This is a genomic window from Saccharicrinis fermentans DSM 9555 = JCM 21142 (genome assembly GCF_000517085.1).
In the GTDB taxonomy this organism is placed as follows: domain Bacteria; phylum Bacteroidota; class Bacteroidia; order Bacteroidales; family Marinilabiliaceae; genus Saccharicrinis; species Saccharicrinis fermentans.
Genome location: NZ_KI912107.1, coordinates 461,966 through 486,763 on the forward strand (window position 1 = coordinate 461,966; position 24,798 = coordinate 486,763).

Below are 24,798 nucleotides of genomic sequence, written 5' to 3' on the forward strand. Positions count from 1 at the left end.
CATGATTGGGCTGAGTGCAAACTTGCAGTACTATTTGTGCTGCAAGCCTGTTGATATGCGTAATGGCTTTGATGGACTGGCCGGAATCGTGCGCAATATATTGAAGCAGGATCCTGTCAGTGGTTCCGTTTTCATTTTTATAAATCGCACCGGAACACATATAAAGCTGTTATTTTGGGACGGAGATGGTTTTGCCTTGTTTTACAAACGTCTGGAGCGAGGTAGATATTTTCTAGAAGACCAGGATAAAACAACACCATTACGACTCATTACCCGGGAAGAGTTGATGATGATTTTGGAAGGTCTTTCCTTTAAAAATTTGAAACGAAAAAAGCGATTTAAAATCAGCTGATTTTTGTTGTTAAATAACTGTAAAATATAGGTTTAAATATTTGTCAGTCAAATATTTAATATTATATTTGTGTATGAAAAAACAGCACATTTCACATAGCCAAAATACTGCTCAACTGGAGGCCAAAATATCGGCTCTGAAAGCGGATCTTTTGGAGAAAGAAGCTGTTATTTCAGAAAAAGACTCTTCCATACAAAAGCTTACGCAGGATGTAGAACATCTTACTTTTCAGAATGATCAGATGCGTCGTTTAATATTCGGTTCCAAACGAGAACGCTTCATTCCTCAGGTTCATCCCGATCAACTTACATTGTCTTTCGAAGAGGAGGTTGCTGCTGTTTCCAAAGCTGTTAAAGAAGAGCAGGAAAAGATCCGTGTTGAGTATGAACGCAGGAAAGTCAGAAAAGAACATCCTGGCCGTATGCAACTGCCTGATCACTTGCCTGTTAATGAGATTGTTTTAGAGCCAGAGCAAGACACTACAGGTATGGTATGTATTGGTCAGGAAGTCACTGAGGAGCTGGATTATACACCTGCAAAATTGTTTAAGAACCATTACATCCGTTACAAGTTTATTACCAAAGAGGACGAGAAAGCCGATCAAAAGCAAGTAATTGCTCCTTTAAACAGACCTCTTCATAAATGCATCGCTAGTGCCAATCTACTGGGAATGATCTTTACCAATAAATACCTCTACCACTTACCGATTTACCGCACCCGCCAGATGCTCATCCAAATGGGAGTTACCATTCCGGACTCCACGCTGGAATCATGGATAAAACTTGGAGCCAATTTATTGCGACCTTTATACGTGGTACATCGATTACATGTTTTCAGGGAAATTTATCAGATGATCGATGAATCACCAATAAAAGTGCAGGATCGCAACAAAAAAGGAACGTGTCATCAGGGGTACATGTGGGTTCGGTATGCCCCATTGTCAAAAAGCGTGCTGTTTGAGTACTACAAGAGCCGATCGGCCAATGGCCCCATCGACGACTTGAGTTCGTTCCGTGGATTTGTTCAAACCGACGGTTATAGTGGCTATACCTTTTTGGCAAAAAAAGCAGGACTGACTCATTTATCATGCTGGGCACATGCCAGACGGTATTTTGATGCCGCACTGAAGAACGATCAGGAACGGGCCTCGCACGTGCTAAGCCTCATTCAGCTTCTCTATGCCATTGAGGCCATTGCACGGGAACAAAATCTATCCCATGAGCAACGGCATGCTCTGCGGCTGGAAAAAGCTCTGCCTGTAATTAACGAAATTGGAGCATATATTAACAAGCACAAAGGATCTGTAATACCAAGAAGTCCTCTGGGCAAAGCTTTTGAATATTGCAAAAATCGCTGGACAAGCCTGCAAAACTATCTTACCAACGGAATGCTGGAGATAGACAGCAATCTGGTTGAAAACTCTATTCGCCCTCTGGCTCTGGGACGTAAGAACTATTTGTTTGCCGGTTCACATGATGCTGCCAGAAATATCGCAATGTTCTACAGCTTCTTTGGAACTTGCAAGAAACTTGACATTGATCCGCAAAAATGGCTAAAGTACGTCATGGAAAACATCCACATTACACCCGCCGAAAATTTCAAAGAACTTTTGCCGCAATTTATTGATAAAAGTTTGCTTCAGGAATAAGTATTTGCTCGGGCGGATACGTTCTAAACCTTATGTTTTTAATAGAAAATATGCCAAAAATGTAAAATTTAAGTCAAAAAAATTTTCTTAAGAAAACACTAGAAATCAATTAAAAAACACTTTCTTTTAAAAAGTAAAAATCAATCATTATATCTTGCAGTTTTATAATTACAAGTCATTCAAACTGGTACGCAAATTGACGTCGAAATGTTCATCTTCTTAAGATTTAGTATGATGTTCAAGATAATTTTTAACAGTCACATTTCTATTACAATTTACTGATCTACACTCATATAGAATATCCAAGATTAACTTATGCTTTAGGGTGATTAATTATGAGCACTTGTATAATGTTAAAGAATCAGCACTATTCTTAACAATCACATTTTCACTCAAAAATCTTCATAAGCACAGACCTAGCTCGCTACAAAATATCCACTTTTATAAAGCGATATTATTAATACATGAACAAACAATACTACTGAAAATTCAGAAACTGTATGTTATTTACTTCATCGTTCAATAGCATAACGATAAAATATTATAAGGTCAATTGGTAGGTATTAAGAGTGGACAATTTAAAGGACAACTGAGTTCCTTAAGCAACTTAAGATACTTTTTAGTATTTTTTAAATGATATATATTCTTTTATATGTATTAATCTATTATACATTTGTAGTGACAGTTTAAAATATCCTATAATTTAATTTTAAGTATGAGTCATAAAGTATCATATTGGGTAAACTTGTTATTAATTACCGCCCTCATGTCTGTTTCATTTAATTTGTTTTCTCAAAATTTAGTTGAAGTTAAAGGTCATGTTTTAGACAGTACTACCCTTGCACCTATTGAATTTGTTAATATTGTAGCTATACGACAAATAGATTCTACTTATGTTCTAGGTACAACTTCTGACAATAGTGGCAATTTTAGTATGATAGTACCTAACAATGTGTGCCTTATAAAGCTATCTGCAATTGGATACAAGGAAAAAACAGTTAACCTCATTAAGTGTAAAGATCCTAAACTAGATAACATAAAACTTGAACGAAACTTAATTGCACTTGAAACAGTAGATATTACAGCTCAAGCATACAATACCGAACTAAACAATGGCATTCTCATATTTAAACCGAATAAGAATGCGATAAGTATAAATGACACAGGCTTAGACATATTAAGATTAAGTCCAACTGTATATTTATCCAGTTCAAATAAAATAGTTATACATGGAAATTCAGAACAAGCAAGTGTTATGATTGATGGGAGGATTCTTCCTTCAAACCAAGTTGAATCATATTTAAGTAGCCTAAAAGCAAATGATATAAAGAGTGTAGAAATACAAGAAGCAAATGCAGTCAACCAAGATGCTAATCTGCAAGGAGGTATTATAAACATTACTACAAACTTAAAAACTACGGGTTTAACCTTTCAGGTAAGTCCTTCAATAAATTATTATGGGAATAACTATTATTACCAAAGTTCCGGAACAAATTTAAGTTTAGGACAAGAAAACTGGAAATTATATGGTTCCTATTATTATAAAAATGGGCAATTAAAATGGGATAAGAAGGATAACTATACCAAAACAAGGTATTATTATGAGGATTTAATTATTAATGAAAAGTCTAAGGGAGAGTCTTTTCCTAAGATGCATAATGCAGTATTTGGGGGTGTATTTAATAATACAAAACACAAGATAGGTTTTGAAACGATAGCTGATTTTAATATTCCTGGGAAAAAGGAAGGCCAAAATGAAATATTTCTTTCAGATACTAATGGAGTTTATAAAGATTATGGGATTAGAATTTCTAGTCCCATAAACAAAACACAACTTATAAATACATCCCTATTTTATACTTATTATTTGGATTCACTAGGTAGTAAGTTAGGTTTAGAAGGGAGTATACTATCTAATGAAAGTGATTATATAAACATTACAAGTTCATCATATGAAACAAATAGCAGCAGAGATATTAATGAAAAAAACATATCCTCTGGAAATAGTTTTGACAAATACGTTAAAATCGATTACTATAAAGTTCTTCCTTCAAACACTTCAATTCAGTTAGGGATTAAGCATAATTCCACTAAAATTACTAGTCGTTTGTCTGTGGATACCCTTAATGAATCAAACAACTGGGTCGAAGACAGTATTATCAATTACACGTATGATGAAAAAATCACAGCAGCTTACTTATCATTAAAAAAAAGTTTTAAAAACAATACAATTAAAGCTGGCATCAGATTAGAACAAACAAAGATTGACGGCATATCTCAATGGGAGAATAGTAACGATGTATTTAGCTCAAACTCATTGGACATTTTTCCATATATAAATGTAACATCTAGAATTAACGAAAAGGATAAGTTATCTTTTACATATTCAAAATCAATTACTCGACCATATTTTGTTTTGTTGACTAATTTTGTTAATAGAACCTCAGACTTTATGTATGATGTTGGTAACCCTGAATTAGAACCTCAAATTAGACATACAATAAACCTAGGGGCTAATAGGAATAATCATTATGCAAAAGCCTTTTTATACTATACAGATAAAATGTTTTCAGAAAATTGGGAAACCGTTGATAGTTTAATTTATCACACTACTAAAAACAATGGAAACAGTTTGGTATGTGGTTTAGGGTATAGTTACAATGGTTATTTATATAAAAAGTGGTATTGTAGTTTTAATGCCAGCGTTTATTATCAAAACATACCCAATAGCTATTATAAAAAGAATTATATAACATCATCAACAAACATTAATAACCGTATTAAAATTAATAAAAATAGCAGCTTTAATTTATACGGTACATACCGTTCTTCTTATATTGCTGCTAATACTCTACAAAAAAACCTGTTTTTTATAGACTTATCATATAGTTATGCATTCTTTAAATCTAGTTTAGATTGCAAAATTTTAATAACAGATATTTTCAATTCTAATAATACCGCTTCAGAAGTTCGAACGCCATATTTTGAATATGACATTAACTCTAAGCATATGACACAGGCTATACAACTTAAGGTTACTTATAAAGTAGCCTCACAGAAAAGAAATATTACAAAAGAAAAAAATATCAGTGATAATAAAATGCCATATAGGCTATAAAAAAATGGAGGAACCAGAAAATCCATAAATAGAGTATGGAAAACTTTAATTTTTATATTATGAAAAAAGTTAAAAAAATCAATGAACTTAGTAAATCAATGAAAAAACTGGAAAAAGACCAGTTAGGAAAATTAAAAGGTGGGTAAGTCTTCGGTCTTTCACATATTGCGACCTTCATACTAGCGCTGTTTCTTTGATGGCAAAAAATGAGAATGACATTAACAACATTTAAGCGTTTGTATAAGGATTACCAGGAATCTGGTTTGAACATAAAAGATTTCTGTACCAACCAAGATTTGGCTCCTTCCACTTTTTATTACTGGCGAAACAAATTGGAAGAGGCACTAGCACATGAGCCAGATAGCTTTGTTCCACTAGAATTTGACAGTAATCCGTTAACGACGAATAACCAATCGAGTCCATCTATCATCAAGAGTAAGCCTACTTTAAACAATGATGCTCCCATTGAATTCCTATTTCCCAATGGCACCAAGATGCTACTAAGGGATAATATAAACACGCAAGTATTAAAAACAATTGTTCACTTATTTGATTAAGTCTGATGTTTCATTTACACGATAAACTTAAATACTTTCTATATCCGGCACCAGTGGATATGCGTAAAAGCTTTTACACACTCAGCGGCATTGTAAGCTCCTTAATGAAGCGTAATGTTCAGGACGGTGAAGTTTTTATATTTGTCAACCGTAGGCTGACCACCATGAAAATACTTCATCTAGAACACGGCGGGTTGGTAATATACCATAAGAAGCTCGATAGTGGTGTTTTCAAACTTCCTGCATTTGATGAAAGCCTCACATCTCACATTATAAGTTGGCACGATTTAATGTTGATTGTAAAGAATGTGAAGCCTAAAAAAAGGCTCTTAAAGAGGTGACAAAAAGAAGCAAATTAAAAAGCTGATCGACCAGCTTGCTTGGTTTCGCCATAAGTTTTTTGGCAATTCTAGTGAAAAGCATATTGCCGAAGATCCCGATCAACGAAAGATCGATTGGGACGGACTAGAGGTAGTCCCAGAAGAGAAAGCTATTATTGAAAAAGCTGAAAAAGAGCTTATCGAATATGAGCGCCGCAAGCCTGTAAAAACAAGCAGAGGCCAGTTCGTCAACCACTTCCTGACCACCTTAGACGAGAGGTAGAAGTTATTGAACCGGAAGGTAAACAAGATAACTGGGTGCGTATTGGCGAAGAAGTAACAGAAATACTCGAACACAAGCCCGGAGAGGTATATGTACGTCGTATAGAACGTCCTAAATATGCAGTAAAGCAAGAATCAGTATCACCGGATATTGCTACAGATCAAAACACCGAAGAAGCATCAGCTATCCGTATTGGTTCAATGCCATTATTGCCTTTGCCACGCAGCAATGCAGGGCCTTCTTTATTGAGCGAGCTGATGATGAATAAATATTATTTCCACCAGCCTTTTAATCGTCAAATGGCCATGTTCAAAATGGTAGGTATAAAATTACCCGCATCCACCATTAATGGTTGGTTTCAAGGAAGCTGTGATTTACTAAGAGCTCTTTATGCACGTTTAAAAGAAATTGTTCTAAAATCTGATTATATTCAGGTTGACGAAAGTACCATTTCGGTTATTAGCAACGAAAAGCACAAAGCACAAAAGGCTTATCTGTGGATGGTTCGATCAGTAATGAATAACTTGGTTTTCTTTCACTACGACAAAGGCTCCCGAGCACAAAAAGTGATACTTCCTTTATTAAAGGATTTTCAGGGAGCTATTCAAACCGATGGATATCAGGCATATTCAATCTATGAGCAAAAGAAAGATGTTTTGCTTCTGGGTTGTTGGGCTCATGCGCGCAGGAAATTCTCCGAAAGTCTAAAAGAAGACAAAACGGGGGCTGAATACGCATTGGCACAAATTGCTAAAATCTATCAGGTTGAGCAAATGGCCACCGATCAGAACATGAATTACAAGCAAAGAGCTGAACTGCGAAAGCGCTTGGCTTATCCAATCATGCGTGCTTTTGAAAAATGGATCGAAGGCTATTACCCCAAAGCGCTACAAGGAGGAAAGATGAGTAAGGCGCTGGCTTATACATACAATCTTTTCTTACGTCTGTCTCGCTATCATCTTGATGGCCGATATCTGCCTGACAACAACGGAGCTGAAAATGCAATTAGGCCGGTAGCTGTTGGAAGAAAAGGCTATCTGTTTTGTGGCAACCATGATGCCGCAGAAAATGCAGCAATTATGTACTCACTACTGGGATGCTGCAAAGCCAGTGATGTAAATCCTCGCGAATGGCTTACAGATGTATTTTCTAAGATTGCGTTATACAACAGCAATTATGATTTAGACTTGGCTGATCTTTTGCCGCACAATTGGAAAAAGTCTAATAGTTGTCAGAATATTCCAAAAAACACCCACTAATTTCGATTAATTCCAAAAGATTCCAGTAAAACTTAGAGATTTCCAACGCTCCAATCGACATCCGGATTGGAGCATTTTTTTACTTTGCAATATGTAGCAGACCGCATATTTACTCTGTAATACCAAGAAGTCCTCTGGGCAAAGCTTTTGAATATTGCAAAAATCGCTGGACAAGCCTGCAAAACTATCTTACCAACGGAATGCTGGAGATAGACAGCAATCTGGTTGAGAACTCTATTCGCCCTCTGGCTCTGGGACGTAAGAACTATTTGTTTGCCGGTTCACATGATGCTGCCAGAAATATCGCAATGTTCTACAGCTTCTTTGGAACTTGCAAGAAACTTGACATTGATCCGCAAAAATGGCTAAAGTACGTCATGGAAAACATCCACATGACACCCACCGAAAATTTCAAAGAACTTTTGCCGCAATTTATTGATAAAAGTTTGCTTCAGGAATAAGTATTTGCTCGGGCGGATACAGATAATTACAGCCCGGTATCAGTTTTGGTATCGGGTTTTTTGTTGCCATTTTTTAAGCGAATGGAGAAAAAACAGAAACAAACAGAGACTTTCACTCAAAACATGAAAAACTCTTACAAAACTGGTTACTTAGGTTACTTAGATTACTTAGAGAAGTATAAATAAATGAATACAAGTGTATTATATTAATATATCGTATTTAATCAGGTTACTTAGGGTTACTTAGAGTTACTTAGGATTTTGCCATTTTCAGTCCAGGTTACTTAGTTACTTAGAAAATGGATGATTGTTAGAAAGTATAAAAGATTGTTGTCGTGATAGTTAATTCGACTAAGTAACCTAAGTAACTTAAGTAAGGGAAATGTAGGTTCTTTACAACGGTTTTGTTCTTTTTAGCAGGATTGAAAAAGCTATCTTTACAACATTAGCCGTCAGGGGTATAATTGAACAAGTTATGCCCAAAATATTTCAATGTATTATACAAGCAAGTCTCAATCTGGGGCAATATTTAGCAAAGCTGTCTGAACATGGTCTGAATATATGCTCAGGCAATCTAATTATTCAAAAAAGCTTAGCAAAGCAGTCTCAGGCTATTAAAATATGGTCTTTGGACTTGCTTTATCCTGTTCTTTTAGGACTATCGGGCTTATTTTCTAACCAAAATTCAGCACTATGACTATCCGTAGAACCATATTAAAACAGGAGTTGGTTAAGAAATTATATCCTGATAGCATTTCTGTAAAATCTGCTATGCAACAACTCAGGAATGAAATTGAAGTTTGTCCGACACTAAAGAAGCAGATTGAACAGGCAGGTCATACCAAACGGCACTATTACAACAAACAGCAACTTCTTTTAATCTTGGAACACTTTTGTATTACTCTTGAAGAATTTGAACTGCTTTGAGCTTTTACTAAAACCAGTACGGTCTTGATACATACTAAACTTGTTCATAAATACTTAAAATTTTGAATTGACAATAAGTTCATTTATCGAAGGTTTTTGTTATATTTGACAGAATGTGACAAGTCAAAAATACAGTAATGAATATACTTGGCAAGAAATTAAGAGAATTAAGAGAAGGGAAAGGCTTATTGTTAAGGCAGATTGCAGCCGATTTAGAGGTTGATACTGCTTTAATGAGCAAACTTGAAAGAGGTGAACGGAGAGCACAGCGTGAGCACATCAAACAATTAGCTTCTATACTTAAAGTTCAGGAAGAAGAATTGGTGATTTTATGGTTGGCTGATAAGATAAAAGATGTGGTACGTGATGAACCTCTAGGGCTGGAAGCATTAAAATTAGTAGAACAAGATATTAAAGAAAAATAAATGACAGAAATAATTCTAAACACAGACGAGGATAAGAAGCAATTCATTCTTGAATATGGATATATGGATATAGGGCTTGATGAAGTTCGTAAATGTATACACTGCGGAAATACTTTCTATGTAAAGGATTTTAAAGCTTTTGAAGAAGGTAAGCGTAAAAAGGAATACTACGTCTGTTGCGCTTATGCTCCAGAATGTAACGGTACAATATTCGATTGGACAGAAAATCTAGAATTTGGATTATAAACCTTAACCAAAAACAAATGAGAGAATATAATACAGTTAATAGTCTATCTAAGTTCAATAAAGAAATTGATGCCATTTTTCTCGCTACTATTCTAGAAAAAAAAGGTTTTGTAGATACTACTAAAAAGCATTATCCCGATCATTTTAAAAAATTACAAGAGAAAGGTAATTATGAGCCAGACAATATGAAGCGGTGTTTTAGTGCCGGAAGATTGTTGGTTGAGCTTAATTATATAAATTTATACGTTCGATATAATGGTTCTAATATAAGAGCGGGAGGTGCTATAATAACTAAAGGGGATATTGCATCGTTATTATATTTCAATAGTTTACAATCCTCTGAAAAATCATATTTCACGGATAATAGAGTGAATCCATTACATATATTAAAGTTTCTTGAGGAAGAATTGTCTAATGACTGGATAGATAAAAAGTCAAAACCTATTCTCGAAAAACATTTCAACAATATTAAGCAAATTGAAATCTGAATAAATAATACACCATGTTTTATAGAAAACTATTTAAAGATTTAGAACTTGAAGAAAGACAAGATGTAAGTGGAAAATACTTTATCTGCCTTCATTCTCCACACTATTCGGGTGACTTGATTGGTTACCAACCTTATTTTGAATATCTGGTAATTTTTGAAAACGAATTGATATGTAGGTTTAAAGAATTAGATAAAGCAAAAGAATATGTTCAGATAATGAATGATAGTTTGGGTTAACCTCTTTGTTGCTAAAGTTTAAATAATTACAATTATTCGTTTCCCCAATAGAAGATAGAAATGAACATTGCACAGATAGAAATAAACCTACAAAAGCTGATAGCAACCATAAATAAAGAAACCTTTATTTTCGATTTGCTTTTAGCCTATGGTTTACCAAAAAATGCGATTACACTTTTAAAAAAAGGCAATCGCAATATGTCGAAAACAGAAGGTGAAATATCTTGGAAGAAAAAGCTGTTTTTCAAAGAGGAACAAAACGCTGATTTACATTTAACTATTTCTAAATTAGTAAATAATACTACTCACAATGAACGCTTTGTAGTAGTAACTGATTATAAAACACTGTTGGCAATTGACACCAAAACAAAAGATAAACTGGATTGCCAAATAAAGGATTTAGCGAAGCATTACGATTTCTTTTTGCCGTGGGCCGGAATGGAAAAGGCACAACATGCCAATGAAAACCCTGCCGAAGTAAAAGCAGCCGAAAAAATGGCAAAGCTTTTCGATGTGATTAAAAAGGATAACCCTGATGATTCACCGGAATTCATACATGGGTTAAATATATTCCTATCTCGTTTGTTATTCTGCTTCTTTGCCGAGGATACCCATATTTTTGAAGACAATCAATTTACCAATGCTATAGATTCGCATACACAGGTTGATGGAAGTGATTTAAATACCTACTTAGATAAACTATTTACAGTACTTAATACACCTGAAAGTAAAAGGGAGAACTTACCTGAGTATTTAAATACTTTTCCTTTTGTAAACGGAGGTTTATTCAGAGAAACAGTTCCTTCTCCGGTATTTTCAAGAAGCTCAAGAGCTGCTTTGTTAAATAGCGGTGACCAGGATTGGTCTGCTATCAATCCTGATATTTTCGGTTCTATGTTTCAGGCTGTTATTTCGGTTGACCAGCGTGGAAGCTTAGGACAACACTATACCTCTGTTCCTAATATTATGAAGGTTATAGAGCCTTTATTTTTAAACGAGTTGTATGAAGAATTTGAAAAAGCAGGTAAAGATCAAAAGAAATTAAAGGTTTTACTAAACCGTATACACAATCTAAAGATATTTGACCCTGCTTGTGGTAGCGGTAATTTTTTAATTATTGCCTACAAAGAACTCCGCTTGCTTGAAATGAAGATTTTTAAAGCAGGAGGCATGATGGCTCTTTCCGGTATTCAGCTATCGCAGTTCTATGGCATTGAAATAGATGATTTTGCAGGAGAAATAGCTAAGCTTGCTTTATGGTTAGCTGAACACCAAATAAACGTTGAATTTCATAAAGAGTTTGGTCGCACTAATCCAACCTTACCTTTAAGTGAGGCAGGACATATTGTTCAGGGAAATGCGACACGTGTGAACTGGGAAGAAGTTTGTCCAAAAATCGAGGATGATGAAATTTATATTTAGGGAATCCACCTTACTTGGGGTCGAGCATGCAAGATAAAGAACAAAAGTCCGATATGGAATTTGTTTTCGGAGGTATGGAAAATTATAAGAAACAGGATTATATCTCCTGCTGGTTCTATAAATCGGCGAAGTATATCCGAAAAGGTATTAAGTGTGCATTTGTTTCCACCAACTCGATATGCCAAGGAACTCAAGTTGAAATGACTTGGCCCCACATTTTTAATATGGGTATTGAAATATATTTCACGCATAAGGATTTTGTTTGGACAAATAGTGCTAAAAATAAAGCTGGCGTGATATGTTCAATTATTGGTCTTAGAGGAAAAAATAATGAACCTAAATATATATTCAATAATGGCATACAAAGTAACGTAAACAATATTAATGCTTATTTGGCAAATGCTAGAAATACCATAGTCTATAAGCGTTCCAAACCTCTTGCGACATTATTAAAATGACTTCCGGTAATAAACCTTTAGATGGAGGTAATTTGGTTTTATCAACTGAAGAAAAAGAACAATTGCTCAGGTCTCATCCCACTTGTGATGGCTTTATTAGAAAATTTATCGGTTCTAGTGATTATATCAATGGAAACGAAAGGTGGTGTTTGTGGTTAAATGATGATAATCTACATGAAGCTATTAAAATACATGAAATAAAGGAAAGGATTGAAAAAGTTAAACAATTTAGGTTGGAAGGAGGAAATAATGCAAAAGCAAAAGCTTTAACACCACATAAATTTGAGTTTTCGAATGAGCCAAAACAATCTCAGATTATTGTACCCCGAGTATCGTCTATACGCAGAGAGTACATTCCTATGGGTTTTGTTGAAATAGATAATGTCATTGCTGATTCTTCTCAAGTGATATATGATGCAGAACCTTATGTATTTGGGTTGCTAAATTCCAAAATGCACATGATTTGGGTTAGAGTCACCGCAGGGCGATTAAAATCTGATTATAGATATTCTTCTTACTTTTCATACCATACTTTCCCTTTTCCAAATATTTCTACGCAACGCAAAAATGAAATAACTCAGGCGGTATTCCGTATTTTAGAGGAAAGAGAAAAGCACTCTGATAAAACTTTAGCAGAACTTTATGACCCTAATAAAATGCCAAATGGTTTACGAGAGGCACATCATCAAAATGACATCATCATTGAAAAATGTTACCGTAGTACCCCATTTAAAAGTGATGAAGAGCGTTTGGAGTATTTATTCAAGCTGTATGAAAAAATGATTGGAGAGGAAAAAGAACGTGAGGCAAAAGAAAAAGCTGCTAAGAAAACTCGAAATAAGAAGAAATGAGAATAGAATTGCCATACCATAGAATTTATAGACCAGTAATAGAATCACATCCCAATGCTGGTTATAGTAGTTGGGCGTATATTGTTGACAGGAACTATTGTCAATCAGGTCATAGCTATGTAAGAGCATTCTTACTTATTCTTGAAGATTTAAAACGGATTTTTGAATTCATTGAGCCATCTCCTGAAAGTATGCAAACTTTCTCTTATCGGATACATGAGCTTTTTATGCGTACTTGTATTGAAGTAGAGGCTAATTTCAAAGCAATATTATCTGAGAATATCTATACTCCTCAGCTTGATAGGTTTGGCAACCCAATTTTAAACATGAGAATTTACAGGAAGGTAAATTCAACTCATCGTTTGTCTTCATATAAAGTTGGGCTACCTCAATGGTCGGACTCAGAGCTTTTGATATTAGAACCGTTTAAGGTTTGGTCAGAATCAAATACAAGTCCTGAATGGTATCAAAGCTATAATAAGAGTAAGCATGATAGACATGATAATTTTAAATACGCCAACCTTGAAAACCTATTAAATGCCATTTCTGGTTTGTTGGTTTTGATTTCTTCACAATTTAGACAGGAGGACTTCTCTGCAGGAGAATCTTTAATGGCATTCTCTGGAGGAGACTATTATGATATGCAGTCTGCAATAGGCAGTTTATTTAGGATTCAATTTCCAACAAATTGGAGCGATGAAGAGAAATATCATTTTGATTGGAGCGAATTGAAAAATGAAGAAATAAGGTTTCAAAAGTTTAATTACGATGAGTTATAAAAAATAAAGACATGCCAGATATAGTAAACGTACAGTACCAACAAACAGGAAAAAGTAAAAGCACAAACCAATATGGTATGCGTGAAATGCAAGAACGTGCTTTTGAGTATCGTGATGCACAATACCTATTAATAAAGTCTCCTCCGGCTTCCGGTAAATCAAGGGCATTAATGTTTTTGGGTTTAGATAAATTGGTAAATCAGGGCATTAAAAAAGTAATTGTTGCCGTTCCAGAACGTTCCATCGGTAGTTCCTTCGCTACAACAGAATTAAAGAAGTTTGGCTTTTTTGCTGACTGGGAACCCGATGATACATATAACCTGTGTACTCCCGGTGGCGATGGCAGTAAAAGTAAAGTACAAGCCTTTCAAAATTTTATGGCAAACGGTGAGCAGATTCTAATTTGTACACATGCTACATTCCGCTTTGCTTGTGAAGAATTGGATGAAAACACCTTTAACAATATCCTAATTGCCATTGATGAATTTCACCATGTATCAGCAGATGCCGAAAACCGTTTAGGTGATTTGTTACGAGAAATAATGAGTAAATCATCGGCTCATATTATAGCTATGACAGGCTCATATTTTCGTGGAGATAGTATACCGGTTTTAAAACCCGAAGATGAAGAAAAGTTTACTAAAGTTACATACAACTATTACGAACAGCTTAACGGGTATGAGTTCTTAAAGTCATTGGGTATTGGTTATCATTTTTACCAGGGGAGATACACCGATGCCATTATGGAGATATTAAACACCGACCAAAAAACAATTCTGCATATTCCAAATGTGAATTCAGGTGAATCAACTAAAGACAAACACAACGAGGTTGATTTCATACTGGATGCCATTGGTTCAGTCACAAAGCAGGATAAAGAAACAGGTGTAATTCATATCAAAAGGCATTCTGACGGCAAAATATTAAAGGTTGCCGATTTAGTTGAGGATAATCCAAGAGAGCGTGATAAAATCGTAGATTACTTACGAAATATTAAGTCCGTTGATGATATGGATTTAATTATTGCTCTTGGGATGGCCAAGGAAGGTTTCGACTGGCCCTATTGCGAACATGCCTTAACGGTTGGTTATCGTGGTTCGCTTACCGAGATTATTCAAATTATTGGTAGAGCAACCCGTGACAGCAACAATAAAACTCATGCCCAATTTACAAATCTGATTGCCCAACCTGATGCAGCCGATGATTTGGTAAAGCTTTCGGTTAATAATATGCTTAAAGCCATTACTGCTTCATTGCTTATGGAACAGGTGTTAGCTCCAAACTGGAAGTTTAAAACAAAAGTAAGTGATGATGATAAGGCAAAACCGGGTGAAATAAAAATCAGGGGATTAAAAGAACCAACTTCAAAACGTGTAAAGGATATACTAGAATCGGACTTAAATGACCTTAAAGCAACAGTATTGCAAGATGATACTATGCTTAAAGCCATGCCTGGCAATGTTGACCCAGAAGTCATCAATAAAGTGTTAATCCCTAAAATTATCAAGGTGAAATATCCTGATTTATCGGAAGATGAAGTAGAAGAAGTTCGTCAGCATGTGGTAGTAGATTCTGTAATTAAAAACGGAGAGATTAAGGAAACAGGCGATAAACGTTTCATCCGCATGGCAGGTTCCTTTGTTGATATTGATGATATTCATATTGACCTTATTGATAAGGTTAATCCTTTCCAAAAGGCTTTCGAGATACTTTCAAAATCGGTAACAACCAAAGTATTGAAAGTTATTCAAGACCATATCGAATCAACTCGCATAAAAATGGATTTTGAAGAAGCTAAGATTCTCTGGCCAAAGATTCAGGAATTTATGAAAATGTATAATAGAGAGCCAAGTCTTAAATCAAATGACCCATTGGAAAAGCGTATGGCTGAATGTATTATTTATCTGAAAGAGGAAAAACGCAAACGAGCACAGGCAAATGGATAAGGATAGCATTTTAGATGAAATATTTAGCAATGACCCCTTAGGCTTATTAAATGTTAAGCCTAAGAAATCTAATGCTCGAACGGCAGATGAACGTTTATTGGCTAATTTTCAGGAAATAAATGACTTTGTTAAAAACAATAGCAAAGAACCTGAACCAAACCCATCAAATATTTCAGAGTATCAATTATATTCTCGTTTAAAAAGCTTGCGTGAAGATTTGGAAAAGGTAGAACTATTAAAGCTTCACGATACCTATAACTTGTTACCAGATGTTGCAATTAATCAAGTAAACGAATCACAAGGTGAATATAACAAACCAAAAGAAATTAATTCAATTGAGGATTTGTTTGGTGATGATTCATTGAATATTCTTGGTGGTGATGATGCAGGTCTGTTTGATTTTAAGCATACACCAAAAGATTACGAAAGAGCACACGCCGATTTTATAGCTCGTAGGAAAACTTGCAAAGATTTTGGTAAATATGAACAACTACTTAAAGATGTTCAAAAGGATCTGGCAGAAGGCAAACGAAAACTAATAGACTTTAAGCAAGATAATCTTCAGGAAATGGCTTTTTACGTTCACAATGGGGTGCTTTTCTACCTTGAGAAAATTAATATCTCTCATAAAGAACATTACAAAGAAGACGGAACCAGGGTACGAGAAGATGGTCGGACACGCTGCATCTTTGAAAATGGCACGGAATCAAATATGCTTAAACGTTCGGTTGAGAAAATACTATATGCAAACGGTCGAGTAGTAACAGAAAACATTGATAAAGTAAACGAAGGCTTTCTTGAAAGCTTTAGTACTATAACTGAAGAAGATGAAGAAGCCGGATATATCTATGTTCTAATGTCAAAAAGTACCGATGAAAGAATATCTGCAATTCAAGAATTATTCAAAGTTGGTTACTCGAAAACCGATGTTGAAGAAAGAATAAAAAATGCCGAAAAAGAGCCAACTTATTTAATGGCACCAGTGCGAATAAAAGGAGCTTGGAAATGCTTTAATATGAATCCTCAGAAATTAGAGCAGCTACTTCATAATTTCTTTGGCAACTCGTGTTTAGAAATTGATGTTTTCGATGAAAAAGGAAAGCGTCATACACCAAGAGAATGGTTTATTGCCCCTTTCGAAGTGATTGAGCAAGCAATTGAATTGATTATTAATGGAAAGATTGTGAAGTACAGGTATGACGAGGAAAATGGTGTGATAGTGTTGAGGTAGCCAGCTCCTTAAGTGGGTGTGATTACATTAAGCTGATTATAAATTAAAGAATATGTATATTTCAAAAACTATAATTAAAGGATTTAGAGCATTTAATACAGAGGGTGCTACGATGGTCTTGAAAAATAGAATAAATGCCTTTATCGGATTAAATAGTTCTGGGAAAACGGCTGCTTTAGAAGCTTTGACAAAAATTTTTGGTGTTACTAAAAATGAAAGAGATATTTTAAAACAAGATTTTCATGTTGCTCATGAAGAAGATATAGACTCAATTGAAGAAAAGTCATTATCAATAGAAGTACAAATGAACTTTGGTGATTCAGACAAAGAATCTATTCCTCATTTTTTTAATCAAATGGTTGTTGACGATGAAGGAGAGAAACCTTATATACGGATTAGATTAGAAAGCACTTGGTATAAAAGTGAATTTACAGATGAAGGAGAGATTGAAACATCAATATTTTTCGTAACTGTTCCAGAGGGAGAAATTGAAGATGAAGATTCAAAACGTGTTTTCCCAAAACATTTGAGAGGATTAATCCAAGTTTTATATATTCCTGCAATTAGAAAACCAAGTGACCAAATTCGTTATGTTTCAGGTTCAATACTTTATCGTGTTTTACATTTGTTAAACTTTGATGATAAATTCAAAGAAGATTTTAGTGATAAAGCAGAAGAAATTAATGACCTATTTAAAGAGTTAAATGAGTTCAATGAAATTCAATCGTCATTAACCACTTATTGGAAGAAATTTCACAAAGACGAAAGGTATAAACAAACAAGTTTAGGCTTTGGTAATAGTGACTTAGATTCAATATTGAAGAAATTGGAAGTGTCTTTCAGTCCAACCGAAACAAATAGGGCATTTCAAATAAATGATTTAGGAGAAGGATATAGGTCATTATTCTATCTTACTCTTGTTTGTGCTTTATTGGAGGTTGAGGAGAAAATTATAAAAGAAGACGATGATAAGATTAGACCTGTTTTAACAATTTTAGCAGTTGAAGAACCTGAAAATCATATTGCTCCTCAATTACTTGGAAGAGTAATTAGTATTTTAACATCTATTTCAACTAAGGAAAAAACGCAAGTGTTTTTATCTTCTCATACTCCTGCAATAATTAAAAGAATTGACCCAGAATCAATATTTCATTTTAGGGTTGATAATCAATACAAAGCAGAGATTAATTCAATTTTATTACCTAAAAAGAAAGATGAAGCTTATAAGTATGTGAAAGAAGCTATTAGAAACTATCCTGAAATATATTTTGCAAAACTAGCTGTTATTGGCGAAGGCGATAGTGAAGAAGTATTGTTCAATCGTCTGATGGAAACTAATAAAGTTGATTTCGATGACAACATAATTACATTTGTTCCATTAGGACACCGATTTGTCAATCATATCTGGAAGTTATTAGATGTATTAAATATACCCTATGTTACATTACTTGATTTAGATATAGAAAGAAATGGTGGAGGTTGGGGACGAATTAAATATATTCTTCAGCAATTAATTGATGCTGGTTATGATAGAGATGAACTATTAGAGTTAGAAGGGGGTGAAATAATGACTGATGAGCGTTTTTCAAAGATGCATACATGGACATATAAAGATAATAAGTTAAAAAGTGTTTTATCATGGGTGAAGTTTCTTGAAAGTTACAATGTTTATTATTCCAATCCTTTAGATTTAGATTTTTTAATGCTAGAGTATTATTCAGAAAAATATAAAAGTGCAATCCCCAAAGGTGGGGGGCCGCAAATTCCGGATAAAGTAAAAGAGGATGCCAAATTCAAATCGAAATTGAAAGGTGCTATACAGGCTACTTTAAAATCGGAAGAAGCTCAAGCGTTAACATACAGTGATAAACAAAAGGAACTGATGATATGGTATAATTATCACTTCTTGGGTAGAGGAAAACCAACAACACATATTACGGCATTATCTTCAATGACAGATAAGGAACTTTCAGAAAACATGCCACCTGTATTTGAAAAGATGTTTAAGAAGATTAAAGAGTTGTTGTCATGAGGTATAGGAAAATAGAAGAGTGGATCCCTTCCGATAATCTCCAATTAGAGGATAATGCACTAAATACAGTAAAATCTGATTATAACACATTGGTTATTGCGGGACCAGGTGCAGGTAAAACTGAATTGTTAGCACAACGAGCAAGTTTTTTATTAGAAACAAATAGTTGTATTTACCCCCGTAAAATTCTTGCAATTAGTTTTAAACGAGATGCTGCGTATAACTTAAAAAATAGGGTTGATAAGAGGTGTGGCGAAAAACTTTCAAAAAGATTTGACTCTCTAACATTTGATGCATTCTCAAAGGTTATACTTGATCAGTTTTATAGAGGTTTACCCAAAGGTTATAAAATAAATTACCCTTATGATGTCATTTTAGATGAAAAGGAAATACTAGAAATATATAAAGCGATTGATATTCAATTTCACAACACTCATGACAGGAATAAAATTCTAGAATTTCATAATAGTGCTCTTCTTGTGAATAATGACGGGAAGCAAAAAAAAATGAGGGTTCAAGTATGGCAAAAACTTCTTGAAAGTAAAAGTTCAAAATTAAGCTTTAAAATGATAATGCGTCTATCTCAACTCATTATTGTATCGAACCCGAAAATAATGGATTTTCTACAGGAAACATATAGCCATATTTTTCTTGATGAGTTTCAAGATACTACATTTCTTCAATTTGAGTTTTTAAATTCTTGTTTTGGTAATAGTAACGCAATATTTACAGCTGTTGGTGACGATAAGCAAAGAATTATGTTATGGGCCGGAGCAAAACCAGATATATTTGATACTTATATTAAAAACTATAAAGCAAAAGATTTAATCTTAGAAATGAACTTTAGATCAGCTCCAAGATTAGTAGAATTACAAAATCACCTTATTTCAAAACTCTTGAATAAAAGTGATTTAGTAAAATCTTCAGATAAATGGAATAAAGAAGAAGGAGAAGCTTTTGTATGGGTATATGACAACCAACAAAAAGAAACTGAGCATTTATTCAAAGAAGTCAAAAGGTGGATTGAAAATGAAGATATAACACCACGAGATATTTGTATACTTGTCAAACAACAGCTTGGTGTTTATGCAGGTGAAATTATTGACTTTTTTAACCAGAATGGTATTAAAGCAAGAGATGAGAATCAATTGCAAGACTTATTGTCAGATGACTTGATTGTATTTGTTCTAAATACAATCACTCTTTTGTCTGACACCAAAAGTCTTGATGAAAAAACACAAGCTATAAATTTTCTTATTAATACTTCCTCAGTATATGAGGATGATGAAATAATGAAGCTTGAAAATAAATTCAATAAGTTCATTAGACAACTTATAAATAAGGATTTAGACCCAAAGGAGTTAGTTAATGAAATAATTAAATTTGTTTCAATTGATAGAATTAAGGCTAATTTTCCAAATTATAGAAATCCCAAGTTTTTAAAAGATATGTTAAATAAACTGTCAGAATCATTGGGGAAATATAAGGAAGAAAGTGAAAATGTATATGAAGCTGTTCAGAAATTATTAGGAAAAGATTCTGTTCCTATTATGACAATTCATAAAAGTAAGGGCTTAGAGTATAATTCTATAATTTTTGTTGGTTTGGAAGATGGTGCATTTTGGAGTTTTGAAAAACAACCAGATGAGGACAAATGTGCTTTTTTTGTTGCACTTTCTAGAGCAAAAGAAAGAGTTGCTTTTACTTATAGTAAAACTAGAAAGGATAAATGGGATAATTTGAGAAATCAAGACTTTAAAAAGATACGAGTAATATTTGACGAATTACAGAACTCTGGATTAGTCGAATTTAAACATATAGTTGATTGATAGTGGATTGCGACAGGTTAATCTGTTATGTAAAATAATGCTTGAATGAAAAAAATTAATTAAGAAATATGAGAAGTCGCATTACAAAAAGGCAAAAAGATATTCTTCAGCTAATGGCTGAAGGGTTGACGGAGGCTGATATCGCTGATAAATTAGGTATTTCACATACAGCTCTTAGACGACACAAATCATTACTTTATCCAAGGTTAGGTGTAAATAATTCAGTCTCTGCTGTTGTGACAGCTATAGATTTATGATTAATAAAATGGGAATTGTCAACGAAAAATAGAATAGAAAGAACCATAGAATTTAAACCTGAATATTTACAATCTGGAATAACCATTCTTAATTATTTTTCTACAGTATTACAGCAAAAAGAGCCTAAATCCAATTCGATTGTTAGAATTGAGCAAGAAGGATTAAAAGTTAGATTAATGGTTATCCCTGAGAATGGAGATGATATACAAGTAATAGAACGGACTTTAGAAGAGTATGGACTTGTAATTTCGGGAAAATTGAAAATAACTGATTTTTTAACTGATAATATGCAAATACTTGAGTTAGAGCAAAAACTAGAAATATCTAAGCTTGAATTACGTTTTGCCAAAAAACAACTTGAGTACGAAAGGCAGAATCACCAAAACAGGATTACTCATATTGAAAATGAGATAAGCTGGCTACGTGGTCAAATTGGCACTACACTATCAAATAAAAAGAGTATTTCAATGGTGTCAGAAAGTCTTTTGAACGAAAGTTTAAAACAGTATCTCCAAACAAATGATAAAGCACTAATAAAATCGTTAGAAATTATTGAAAAATTTCTTGAGGTGAAAAACAATGAAAATGATAAAGAAGAGGTCGTTGATGCATTGAATAGTGTTAAAAAAAAGAATCCTGCAATTTTAAAACATCTTCAAGAATTTACTCAAAAGTAAGTCTTCGGTCTTTCACATATTGCGACCTTCATACTAGCGCTGTTTCTTTGATGGCAAAAAATGAGAATGACATTAACAACATTTAAGCGTTTGTATAAGGATTACCAGGAATCAGGTTTGAACATAAAAGATTTCTGTACCAACCAAGATTTGGCTCCTTCCACTTTTTACTATTGGCGAAATAAATTGGAAGAGGCATTAGCACATGAGCCAGATAGCTTTGTTCCACTAGAATTTGACAGTAATCCGTTAGCGACGAATAACCAATCGAGTCCATCTATCATCAAGAGTAAGGCTACTTTAAATAATGATGCTCCCATTGAATTCCTATTTCCCAATGGCACCAAGATGCTACTAAGGGATAATATAAACACGCAAGTATTAAAAACAATTGTTCACTTATTTGATTAAGTCTGATGTTTCATTTACACGATAAACTTAAATACTTTCTATATCCGGCACCAGTGGATATGCGTAAAAGCTTTTACACACTCAGCGGCATTGTAAGCTCCTTGATGAAGCGTAATGTTCAGGACGGTGAAGTTTTTATATTTGTCAACCGTAGGCTGACCACCATGAAAATACTTCATCTAGAACACGGCGGGTTGGTAATTTACCATAAGAAGCTCGATAGTGGTGTTTTCAAACTTCCTGCATTTGATGAAAGCCTCACATCTCACATTATAAGTTGGCACGATTTAATGTTGATTGTAAAGAATGTGAAGCCTAAAAAAAGGCTCTTAAAGAGGTGACAAAAAGAAGCAATTTTTTAGGATTTTTAGATCGATAAAATTGGCTAGAAGCCATGATTTTACTATCTTTAAGCTCGTAATTAAGCAGTGATAAATGAGCGATTTTTCAAGCAATAAAGATGTGTTAATACAGGAGCTTCTCCAGGAATGTGACGAGATGTTTCAGGAACTTTCCCGCTTGCGAAAAAATGACAATAGGGTTCTGGACACTTTGGAAGCTAAAAACAAAAAATTAGAGTCCATAGTCGCTAAAAAAGAGCAGCAAATTAAAAAGCTGATCGACCAGCTTGCTTGGTTTCGCCATAAGTTTTTTGGCAATTCTAGTGAAAAGCATATTGCCGAAGATCCCGATCAACGAAAGATCGATTGGGACGGACTAGAGGTAGTCCCAGAAGAGAAAGCTATTATTGAAAAAGCTGAAAAAGAGCTTATCGAATATGAGCGCCGCAAGCCTGTAAAAAACAAGCAGAGGCCAGTTCGTCAACCACTTCCTGACCACCTTAGACGAGAGGTAGAAGTTATTGAACCGGAAGGTAAACAAGATAACTGGGTGCGTATTGGCGAAGAAGTAACAGAAATACTCGAACACAAGCCCGGAGAGGTATATGTACGTCGTATAGAACGTCCTAAATATGCAGTAAAGCAAGAATCAGTATCACCGGATATTGCTACAGATCAAAACACCGAAGAAGCATCAGCTATCCGTATTGGTTCAATGCCATTATTGCCTTTGCCACGCAGCAATGCAGGGCCTTCTTTATTGAGCGAGCTGATGATGAATAAATATTATTTCCACCAGCCTTTTAATCGCCAAATGGCCATGTTCAAAATGATTGGTATAAAATTACCTGCATCCACCATTAATGGTTGGTTTCAAGGAAGCTGTGATTTACTAAGAGCTCTTTATGCACGTTTAAAAAAAATTGTTCTAAAATCTGATTATATTCAGGTTGACGAAAGTACCATTCCTGTTATTAGCAACGAAAAGCACAAAGCACAAAAGGCTTATCTGTGGATGGTTCGATCAGTAATGAATAACTTGGTTTTCTTTCACTACGACAAAGGCTCCCGAGCACAAAAAGTGATACTTCCTTTATTAAAGGATTTTCAGGGAGCTATTCAAACCGATGGATATCAGGCATATTCAATCTATGAGCAAAAGAAAGGTGTTTTGCTTCTGGGTTGTTGGGCTCATGCGCGCAGGAAATTCTCCGAAAGTCTAAAAGAAGACAAAACGGGGGCTGAATACGCATTGGCACAAATTGCTAAAATCTATCAAGTTGAGCAAATGGCCACCGATCAGAACATGAATTACAAGCAAAGAGCTGAACTACGAAAGCGCTTGGCTTATCCAATCATGCGTGCTTTTGAAAAATGGATCGAAGGCTATTACCCCAAAGCGCTACAAGGAGGAAAGATGAGTAAGGCGCTGGCTTATACATACAATCTTTTCTTACGTCTGTCTCGCTATCATCTTGATGGCCGATATCTGCCTGACAACAACGGAGCTGAAAATGCAATTAGGCCGGTAGCTGTTGGAAGAAAAGGCTATCTGTTTTGTGGCAACCATGATGCCGCAGAAAATGCAGCAATTATGTACTCACTACTGGGATGCTGCAAAGCCAGTGATGTAAATCCTCGCGAATGGCTTACAGATGTATTTTCTAAGATTGCGTTATACAACAGCAATTATGATTTAGACTTGGCTGATCTTTTGCCGCACAATTGGAAAAAGTCTAATAGTTGTCAGAATATTCCAAAAAACACCCACTAATTTCGATTAATTCCAAAAGATTCCAGTAAAACTTAGAGATTTCCAACGCTCCAATCGACATCCGGATTGGAGCATTTTTTTACTTTGCAATATGTAGCAGACCGCATATTTACGATTTTATTTGAATAATTCTTAAATTTTCATGGATTATGGAGGTTCCCGAAAAGCCTAAAGAGAGTAGGGGTTTTAATTAATATTTATTTTAATGAAAAAGTTAAATTTGAACAAAGAAACTATTGCAGTTTTAGATAATTCAGCAATGAGCGAAGTTAAAGGGGGATTTACCTACTCTTTATCAACAGGTTTAAGGTGTAAAGTATCAAAAGCTCATGGAGGAGGAAATCCATACGAGTGTGGAGAAATGCTTGCAAAGGAAGTTGCAGCTGCAGAGAGAGTAGATGAGTTAAAAAAACTTGAGTAGAATAACTCTTTTTTATTATGAAATATAACACTTATATCTGCTTAT

General features: G+C 34.5%; 23 protein-coding genes and 3 pseudogenes. All 26 read left to right on the forward strand.

The window, feature by feature from the left end; genetic code table 11:
- Window position 1: 1 nt before the first annotated feature.
- The 26 genes and pseudogenes from tnpB (CYTFE_RS0102145) (at window position 2) to CYTFE_RS0102270 (ending at window position 24,753) form a co-directional block, all read left to right on the forward strand.
- The gene (gene tnpB / locus CYTFE_RS0102145; protein WP_027470457.1) at window positions 2-352 is read left to right on the forward strand and encodes an IS66 family insertion sequence element accessory protein TnpB; all 351 of its coding nucleotides are present in this window, start codon (window positions 2-4) and stop codon (window positions 350-352) included.
- A gap of 73 nt (window positions 353-425) precedes the next feature.
- Window positions 426-2,000 (forward strand): IS66 family transposase, encoded by a 1,575-nt coding sequence (tnpC, locus tag CYTFE_RS24620; protein ID WP_044262498.1) that lies wholly within the window; start codon window positions 426-428, stop codon window positions 1,998-2,000.
- Between the two features lie 715 nt (window positions 2,001-2,715).
- Window positions 2,716-5,118 carry an outer membrane beta-barrel protein gene (locus CYTFE_RS0102155; RefSeq protein WP_027470458.1) on the forward strand — a complete coding sequence of 801 codons (2,403 nt, stop codon included), beginning with the start codon at window positions 2,716-2,718 and terminating at the stop codon, window positions 5,116-5,118.
- Between the two features lie 206 nt (window positions 5,119-5,324).
- Window positions 5,325-5,675: an IS66 family insertion sequence element accessory protein TnpA gene (gene tnpA, locus CYTFE_RS0102165; protein WP_027470459.1), complete on the forward strand. Its 351-nt coding sequence runs from the start codon at window positions 5,325-5,327 to the stop codon at window positions 5,673-5,675.
- A gap of 5 nt (window positions 5,676-5,680) precedes the next feature.
- Window positions 5,681-6,016 (forward strand): IS66 family insertion sequence element accessory protein TnpB, encoded by a 336-nt coding sequence (tnpB, locus tag CYTFE_RS0102170; RefSeq protein WP_027470460.1) that lies wholly within the window; start codon window positions 5,681-5,683, stop codon window positions 6,014-6,016.
- A 25-nt stretch (window positions 6,017-6,041) separates the two neighbouring features.
- Complete coding sequence (locus CYTFE_RS31780) at window positions 6,042-6,278, forward strand: IS66 family transposase (protein ID WP_407689934.1); 237 nt, start codon at window positions 6,042-6,044, stop codon at window positions 6,276-6,278.
- Window positions 6,236-7,537, forward strand: a pseudogene (gene tnpC, locus CYTFE_RS24625) (IS66 family transposase); the annotation flags it as partial. The gene CYTFE_RS31780 and the pseudogene tnpC (CYTFE_RS24625), both read left to right, overlap by 43 nt.
- A 116-nt stretch (window positions 7,538-7,653) precedes the next feature.
- A pseudogene (locus CYTFE_RS29785) lies at window positions 7,654-7,998 on the forward strand (IS66 family transposase); the annotation flags it as partial.
- A 693-nt stretch (window positions 7,999-8,691) separates the two neighbouring features.
- The gene (locus CYTFE_RS0102190; protein ID WP_027470463.1) at window positions 8,692-8,925 is read left to right on the forward strand and encodes a DUF4248 domain-containing protein; all 234 of its coding nucleotides are present in this window, start codon (window positions 8,692-8,694) and stop codon (window positions 8,923-8,925) included.
- Window positions 8,926-9,062: 137 nt separating this feature from the next.
- Window positions 9,063-9,350, forward strand: coding sequence for a helix-turn-helix domain-containing protein (locus tag CYTFE_RS0102195; RefSeq protein ID WP_027470464.1), 288 nt, complete (start codon window positions 9,063-9,065; stop codon window positions 9,348-9,350).
- Complete coding sequence (locus tag CYTFE_RS0102200) at window positions 9,351-9,596, forward strand: hypothetical protein (protein ID WP_027470465.1); 246 nt, start codon at window positions 9,351-9,353, stop codon at window positions 9,594-9,596.
- Window positions 9,597-9,613: 17 nt separating this feature from the next.
- Entirely contained in the window at window positions 9,614-10,084 is a 471-nt protein-coding gene (locus CYTFE_RS0102205; RefSeq protein WP_027470466.1) for a hypothetical protein, read from the forward strand.
- Window positions 10,085-10,098: 14 nt separating this feature from the next.
- A complete protein-coding gene (locus tag CYTFE_RS0102210; RefSeq protein WP_027470467.1) occupies window positions 10,099-10,323 on the forward strand; it encodes a hypothetical protein in 225 nt (74 codons plus the stop codon).
- Between the two features lie 60 nt (window positions 10,324-10,383).
- Window positions 10,384-12,203, forward strand: a pseudogene (locus CYTFE_RS30575) (DNA methyltransferase).
- A complete protein-coding gene (locus CYTFE_RS30585; RefSeq protein WP_200871464.1) occupies window positions 12,200-13,054 on the forward strand; it encodes a type IIL restriction-modification enzyme MmeI in 855 nt (284 codons plus the stop codon). The pseudogene CYTFE_RS30575 and the gene CYTFE_RS30585 overlap by 4 nt, the downstream one beginning before the upstream one ends.
- On the forward strand, window positions 13,051-13,833 hold the full coding sequence (locus tag CYTFE_RS24635) for a hypothetical protein (RefSeq protein ID WP_052342939.1): 783 nt from the start codon (window positions 13,051-13,053) through the stop codon (window positions 13,831-13,833). The genes CYTFE_RS30585 and CYTFE_RS24635 overlap by 4 nt, the downstream gene beginning before the upstream one ends.
- 11 nt (window positions 13,834-13,844) lie before the next feature.
- Window positions 13,845-15,779: a DEAD/DEAH box helicase gene (locus CYTFE_RS0102225; protein ID WP_027470468.1), complete on the forward strand. Its 1,935-nt coding sequence runs from the start codon at window positions 13,845-13,847 to the stop codon at window positions 15,777-15,779.
- Window positions 15,772-17,010, forward strand: coding sequence for a GIY-YIG nuclease family protein (locus CYTFE_RS0102230; RefSeq protein WP_027470469.1), 1,239 nt, complete (start codon window positions 15,772-15,774; stop codon window positions 17,008-17,010). Before CYTFE_RS0102225 ends, CYTFE_RS0102230 begins: the two co-directional genes overlap by 8 nt.
- A 52-nt stretch (window positions 17,011-17,062) precedes the next feature.
- Window positions 17,063-19,042 carry an ATP-dependent nuclease gene (locus CYTFE_RS0102235; RefSeq protein ID WP_027470470.1) on the forward strand — a complete coding sequence of 660 codons (1,980 nt, stop codon included), beginning with the start codon at window positions 17,063-17,065 and terminating at the stop codon, window positions 19,040-19,042.
- Entirely contained in the window at window positions 19,039-20,871 is a 1,833-nt protein-coding gene (locus CYTFE_RS0102240; RefSeq protein WP_027470471.1) for a UvrD-helicase domain-containing protein, read from the forward strand. The genes CYTFE_RS0102235 and CYTFE_RS0102240 overlap by 4 nt, the downstream gene beginning before the upstream one ends.
- Before the next feature lie 68 nt (window positions 20,872-20,939).
- Entirely contained in the window at window positions 20,940-21,128 is a 189-nt protein-coding gene (locus CYTFE_RS0102245) for a response regulator transcription factor (RefSeq protein ID WP_027470472.1), read from the forward strand.
- A gap of 15 nt (window positions 21,129-21,143) precedes the next feature.
- Window positions 21,144-21,806, forward strand: a complete 663-nt coding sequence (locus tag CYTFE_RS0102250; RefSeq protein ID WP_027470473.1) for a hypothetical protein — start codon at window positions 21,144-21,146, stop codon at window positions 21,804-21,806.
- A gap of 60 nt (window positions 21,807-21,866) precedes the next feature.
- Complete coding sequence (gene tnpA, locus CYTFE_RS0102255) at window positions 21,867-22,217, forward strand: IS66 family insertion sequence element accessory protein TnpA (RefSeq protein WP_027470474.1); 351 nt, start codon at window positions 21,867-21,869, stop codon at window positions 22,215-22,217.
- A 5-nt stretch (window positions 22,218-22,222) separates the two neighbouring features.
- Entirely contained in the window at window positions 22,223-22,558 is a 336-nt protein-coding gene (gene tnpB, locus CYTFE_RS0102260; RefSeq protein ID WP_027470460.1) for an IS66 family insertion sequence element accessory protein TnpB, read from the forward strand.
- A 94-nt stretch (window positions 22,559-22,652) separates the two neighbouring features.
- Window positions 22,653-24,332: an IS66 family transposase gene (tnpC, locus tag CYTFE_RS0102265; protein WP_044262502.1), complete on the forward strand. Its 1,680-nt coding sequence runs from the start codon at window positions 22,653-22,655 to the stop codon at window positions 24,330-24,332.
- A 205-nt stretch (window positions 24,333-24,537) separates the two neighbouring features.
- On the forward strand, window positions 24,538-24,753 hold the full coding sequence (locus CYTFE_RS0102270; protein ID WP_027470476.1) for a class I lanthipeptide: 216 nt from the start codon (window positions 24,538-24,540) through the stop codon (window positions 24,751-24,753).
- Window positions 24,754-24,798: the final 45 nt, after the last annotated feature.

Excerpts from the sequence above, each read along its gene's own strand:
- CYTFE_RS24635 (WP_052342939.1), top strand. The coding sequence starts at position 13,051 with ATGAGAATAGAATTGCCATACCATAGAATTTATAGACCAGTAATAGAA.
- tnpC (WP_044262498.1), top strand. The coding sequence starts at position 426 with ATGAAAAAACAGCACATTTCACATAGCCAAAATACTGCTCAACTGGAG.
- CYTFE_RS0102155 (WP_027470458.1), top strand. The coding sequence starts at position 2,716 with ATGAGTCATAAAGTATCATATTGGGTAAACTTGTTATTAATTACCGCC.
- CYTFE_RS0102235 (WP_027470470.1), top strand. The coding sequence starts at position 17,063 with ATGTATATTTCAAAAACTATAATTAAAGGATTTAGAGCATTTAATACA.
- CYTFE_RS0102190 (WP_027470463.1), top strand. The coding sequence starts at position 8,692 with ATGACTATCCGTAGAACCATATTAAAACAGGAGTTGGTTAAGAAATTA.
- CYTFE_RS0102245 (WP_027470472.1), top strand. The coding sequence starts at position 20,940 with ATGAGAAGTCGCATTACAAAAAGGCAAAAAGATATTCTTCAGCTAATG.
- CYTFE_RS0102240 (WP_027470471.1), top strand. The coding sequence starts at position 19,039 with ATGAGGTATAGGAAAATAGAAGAGTGGATCCCTTCCGATAATCTCCAA.
- CYTFE_RS0102200 (WP_027470465.1), top strand. The coding sequence starts at position 9,351 with ATGACAGAAATAATTCTAAACACAGACGAGGATAAGAAGCAATTCATT.
- CYTFE_RS0102225 (WP_027470468.1), top strand. The coding sequence starts at position 13,845 with ATGCCAGATATAGTAAACGTACAGTACCAACAAACAGGAAAAAGTAAA.
- tnpA (WP_027470474.1), top strand. The coding sequence starts at position 21,867 with ATGAGAATGACATTAACAACATTTAAGCGTTTGTATAAGGATTACCAG.
- tnpB (WP_027470457.1), top strand. The coding sequence starts at position 2 with ATGATTGGGCTGAGTGCAAACTTGCAGTACTATTTGTGCTGCAAGCCT.
- CYTFE_RS30585 (WP_200871464.1), top strand. The coding sequence starts at position 12,200 with ATGACTTCCGGTAATAAACCTTTAGATGGAGGTAATTTGGTTTTATCA.
- tnpC (WP_044262502.1), top strand. The coding sequence starts at position 22,653 with ATGAGCGATTTTTCAAGCAATAAAGATGTGTTAATACAGGAGCTTCTC.
- tnpA (WP_027470459.1), top strand. The coding sequence starts at position 5,325 with ATGAGAATGACATTAACAACATTTAAGCGTTTGTATAAGGATTACCAG.
- CYTFE_RS0102210 (WP_027470467.1), top strand. The coding sequence starts at position 10,099 with ATGTTTTATAGAAAACTATTTAAAGATTTAGAACTTGAAGAAAGACAA.
- tnpB (WP_027470460.1), top strand. The coding sequence starts at position 22,223 with ATGTTTCATTTACACGATAAACTTAAATACTTTCTATATCCGGCACCA.
- tnpB (WP_027470460.1), top strand. The coding sequence starts at position 5,681 with ATGTTTCATTTACACGATAAACTTAAATACTTTCTATATCCGGCACCA.
- CYTFE_RS0102230 (WP_027470469.1), top strand. The coding sequence starts at position 15,772 with ATGGATAAGGATAGCATTTTAGATGAAATATTTAGCAATGACCCCTTA.
- CYTFE_RS0102205 (WP_027470466.1), top strand. The coding sequence starts at position 9,614 with ATGAGAGAATATAATACAGTTAATAGTCTATCTAAGTTCAATAAAGAA.
- CYTFE_RS0102270 (WP_027470476.1), top strand. The coding sequence starts at position 24,538 with ATGAAAAAGTTAAATTTGAACAAAGAAACTATTGCAGTTTTAGATAAT.
- CYTFE_RS0102195 (WP_027470464.1), top strand. The coding sequence starts at position 9,063 with ATGAATATACTTGGCAAGAAATTAAGAGAATTAAGAGAAGGGAAAGGC.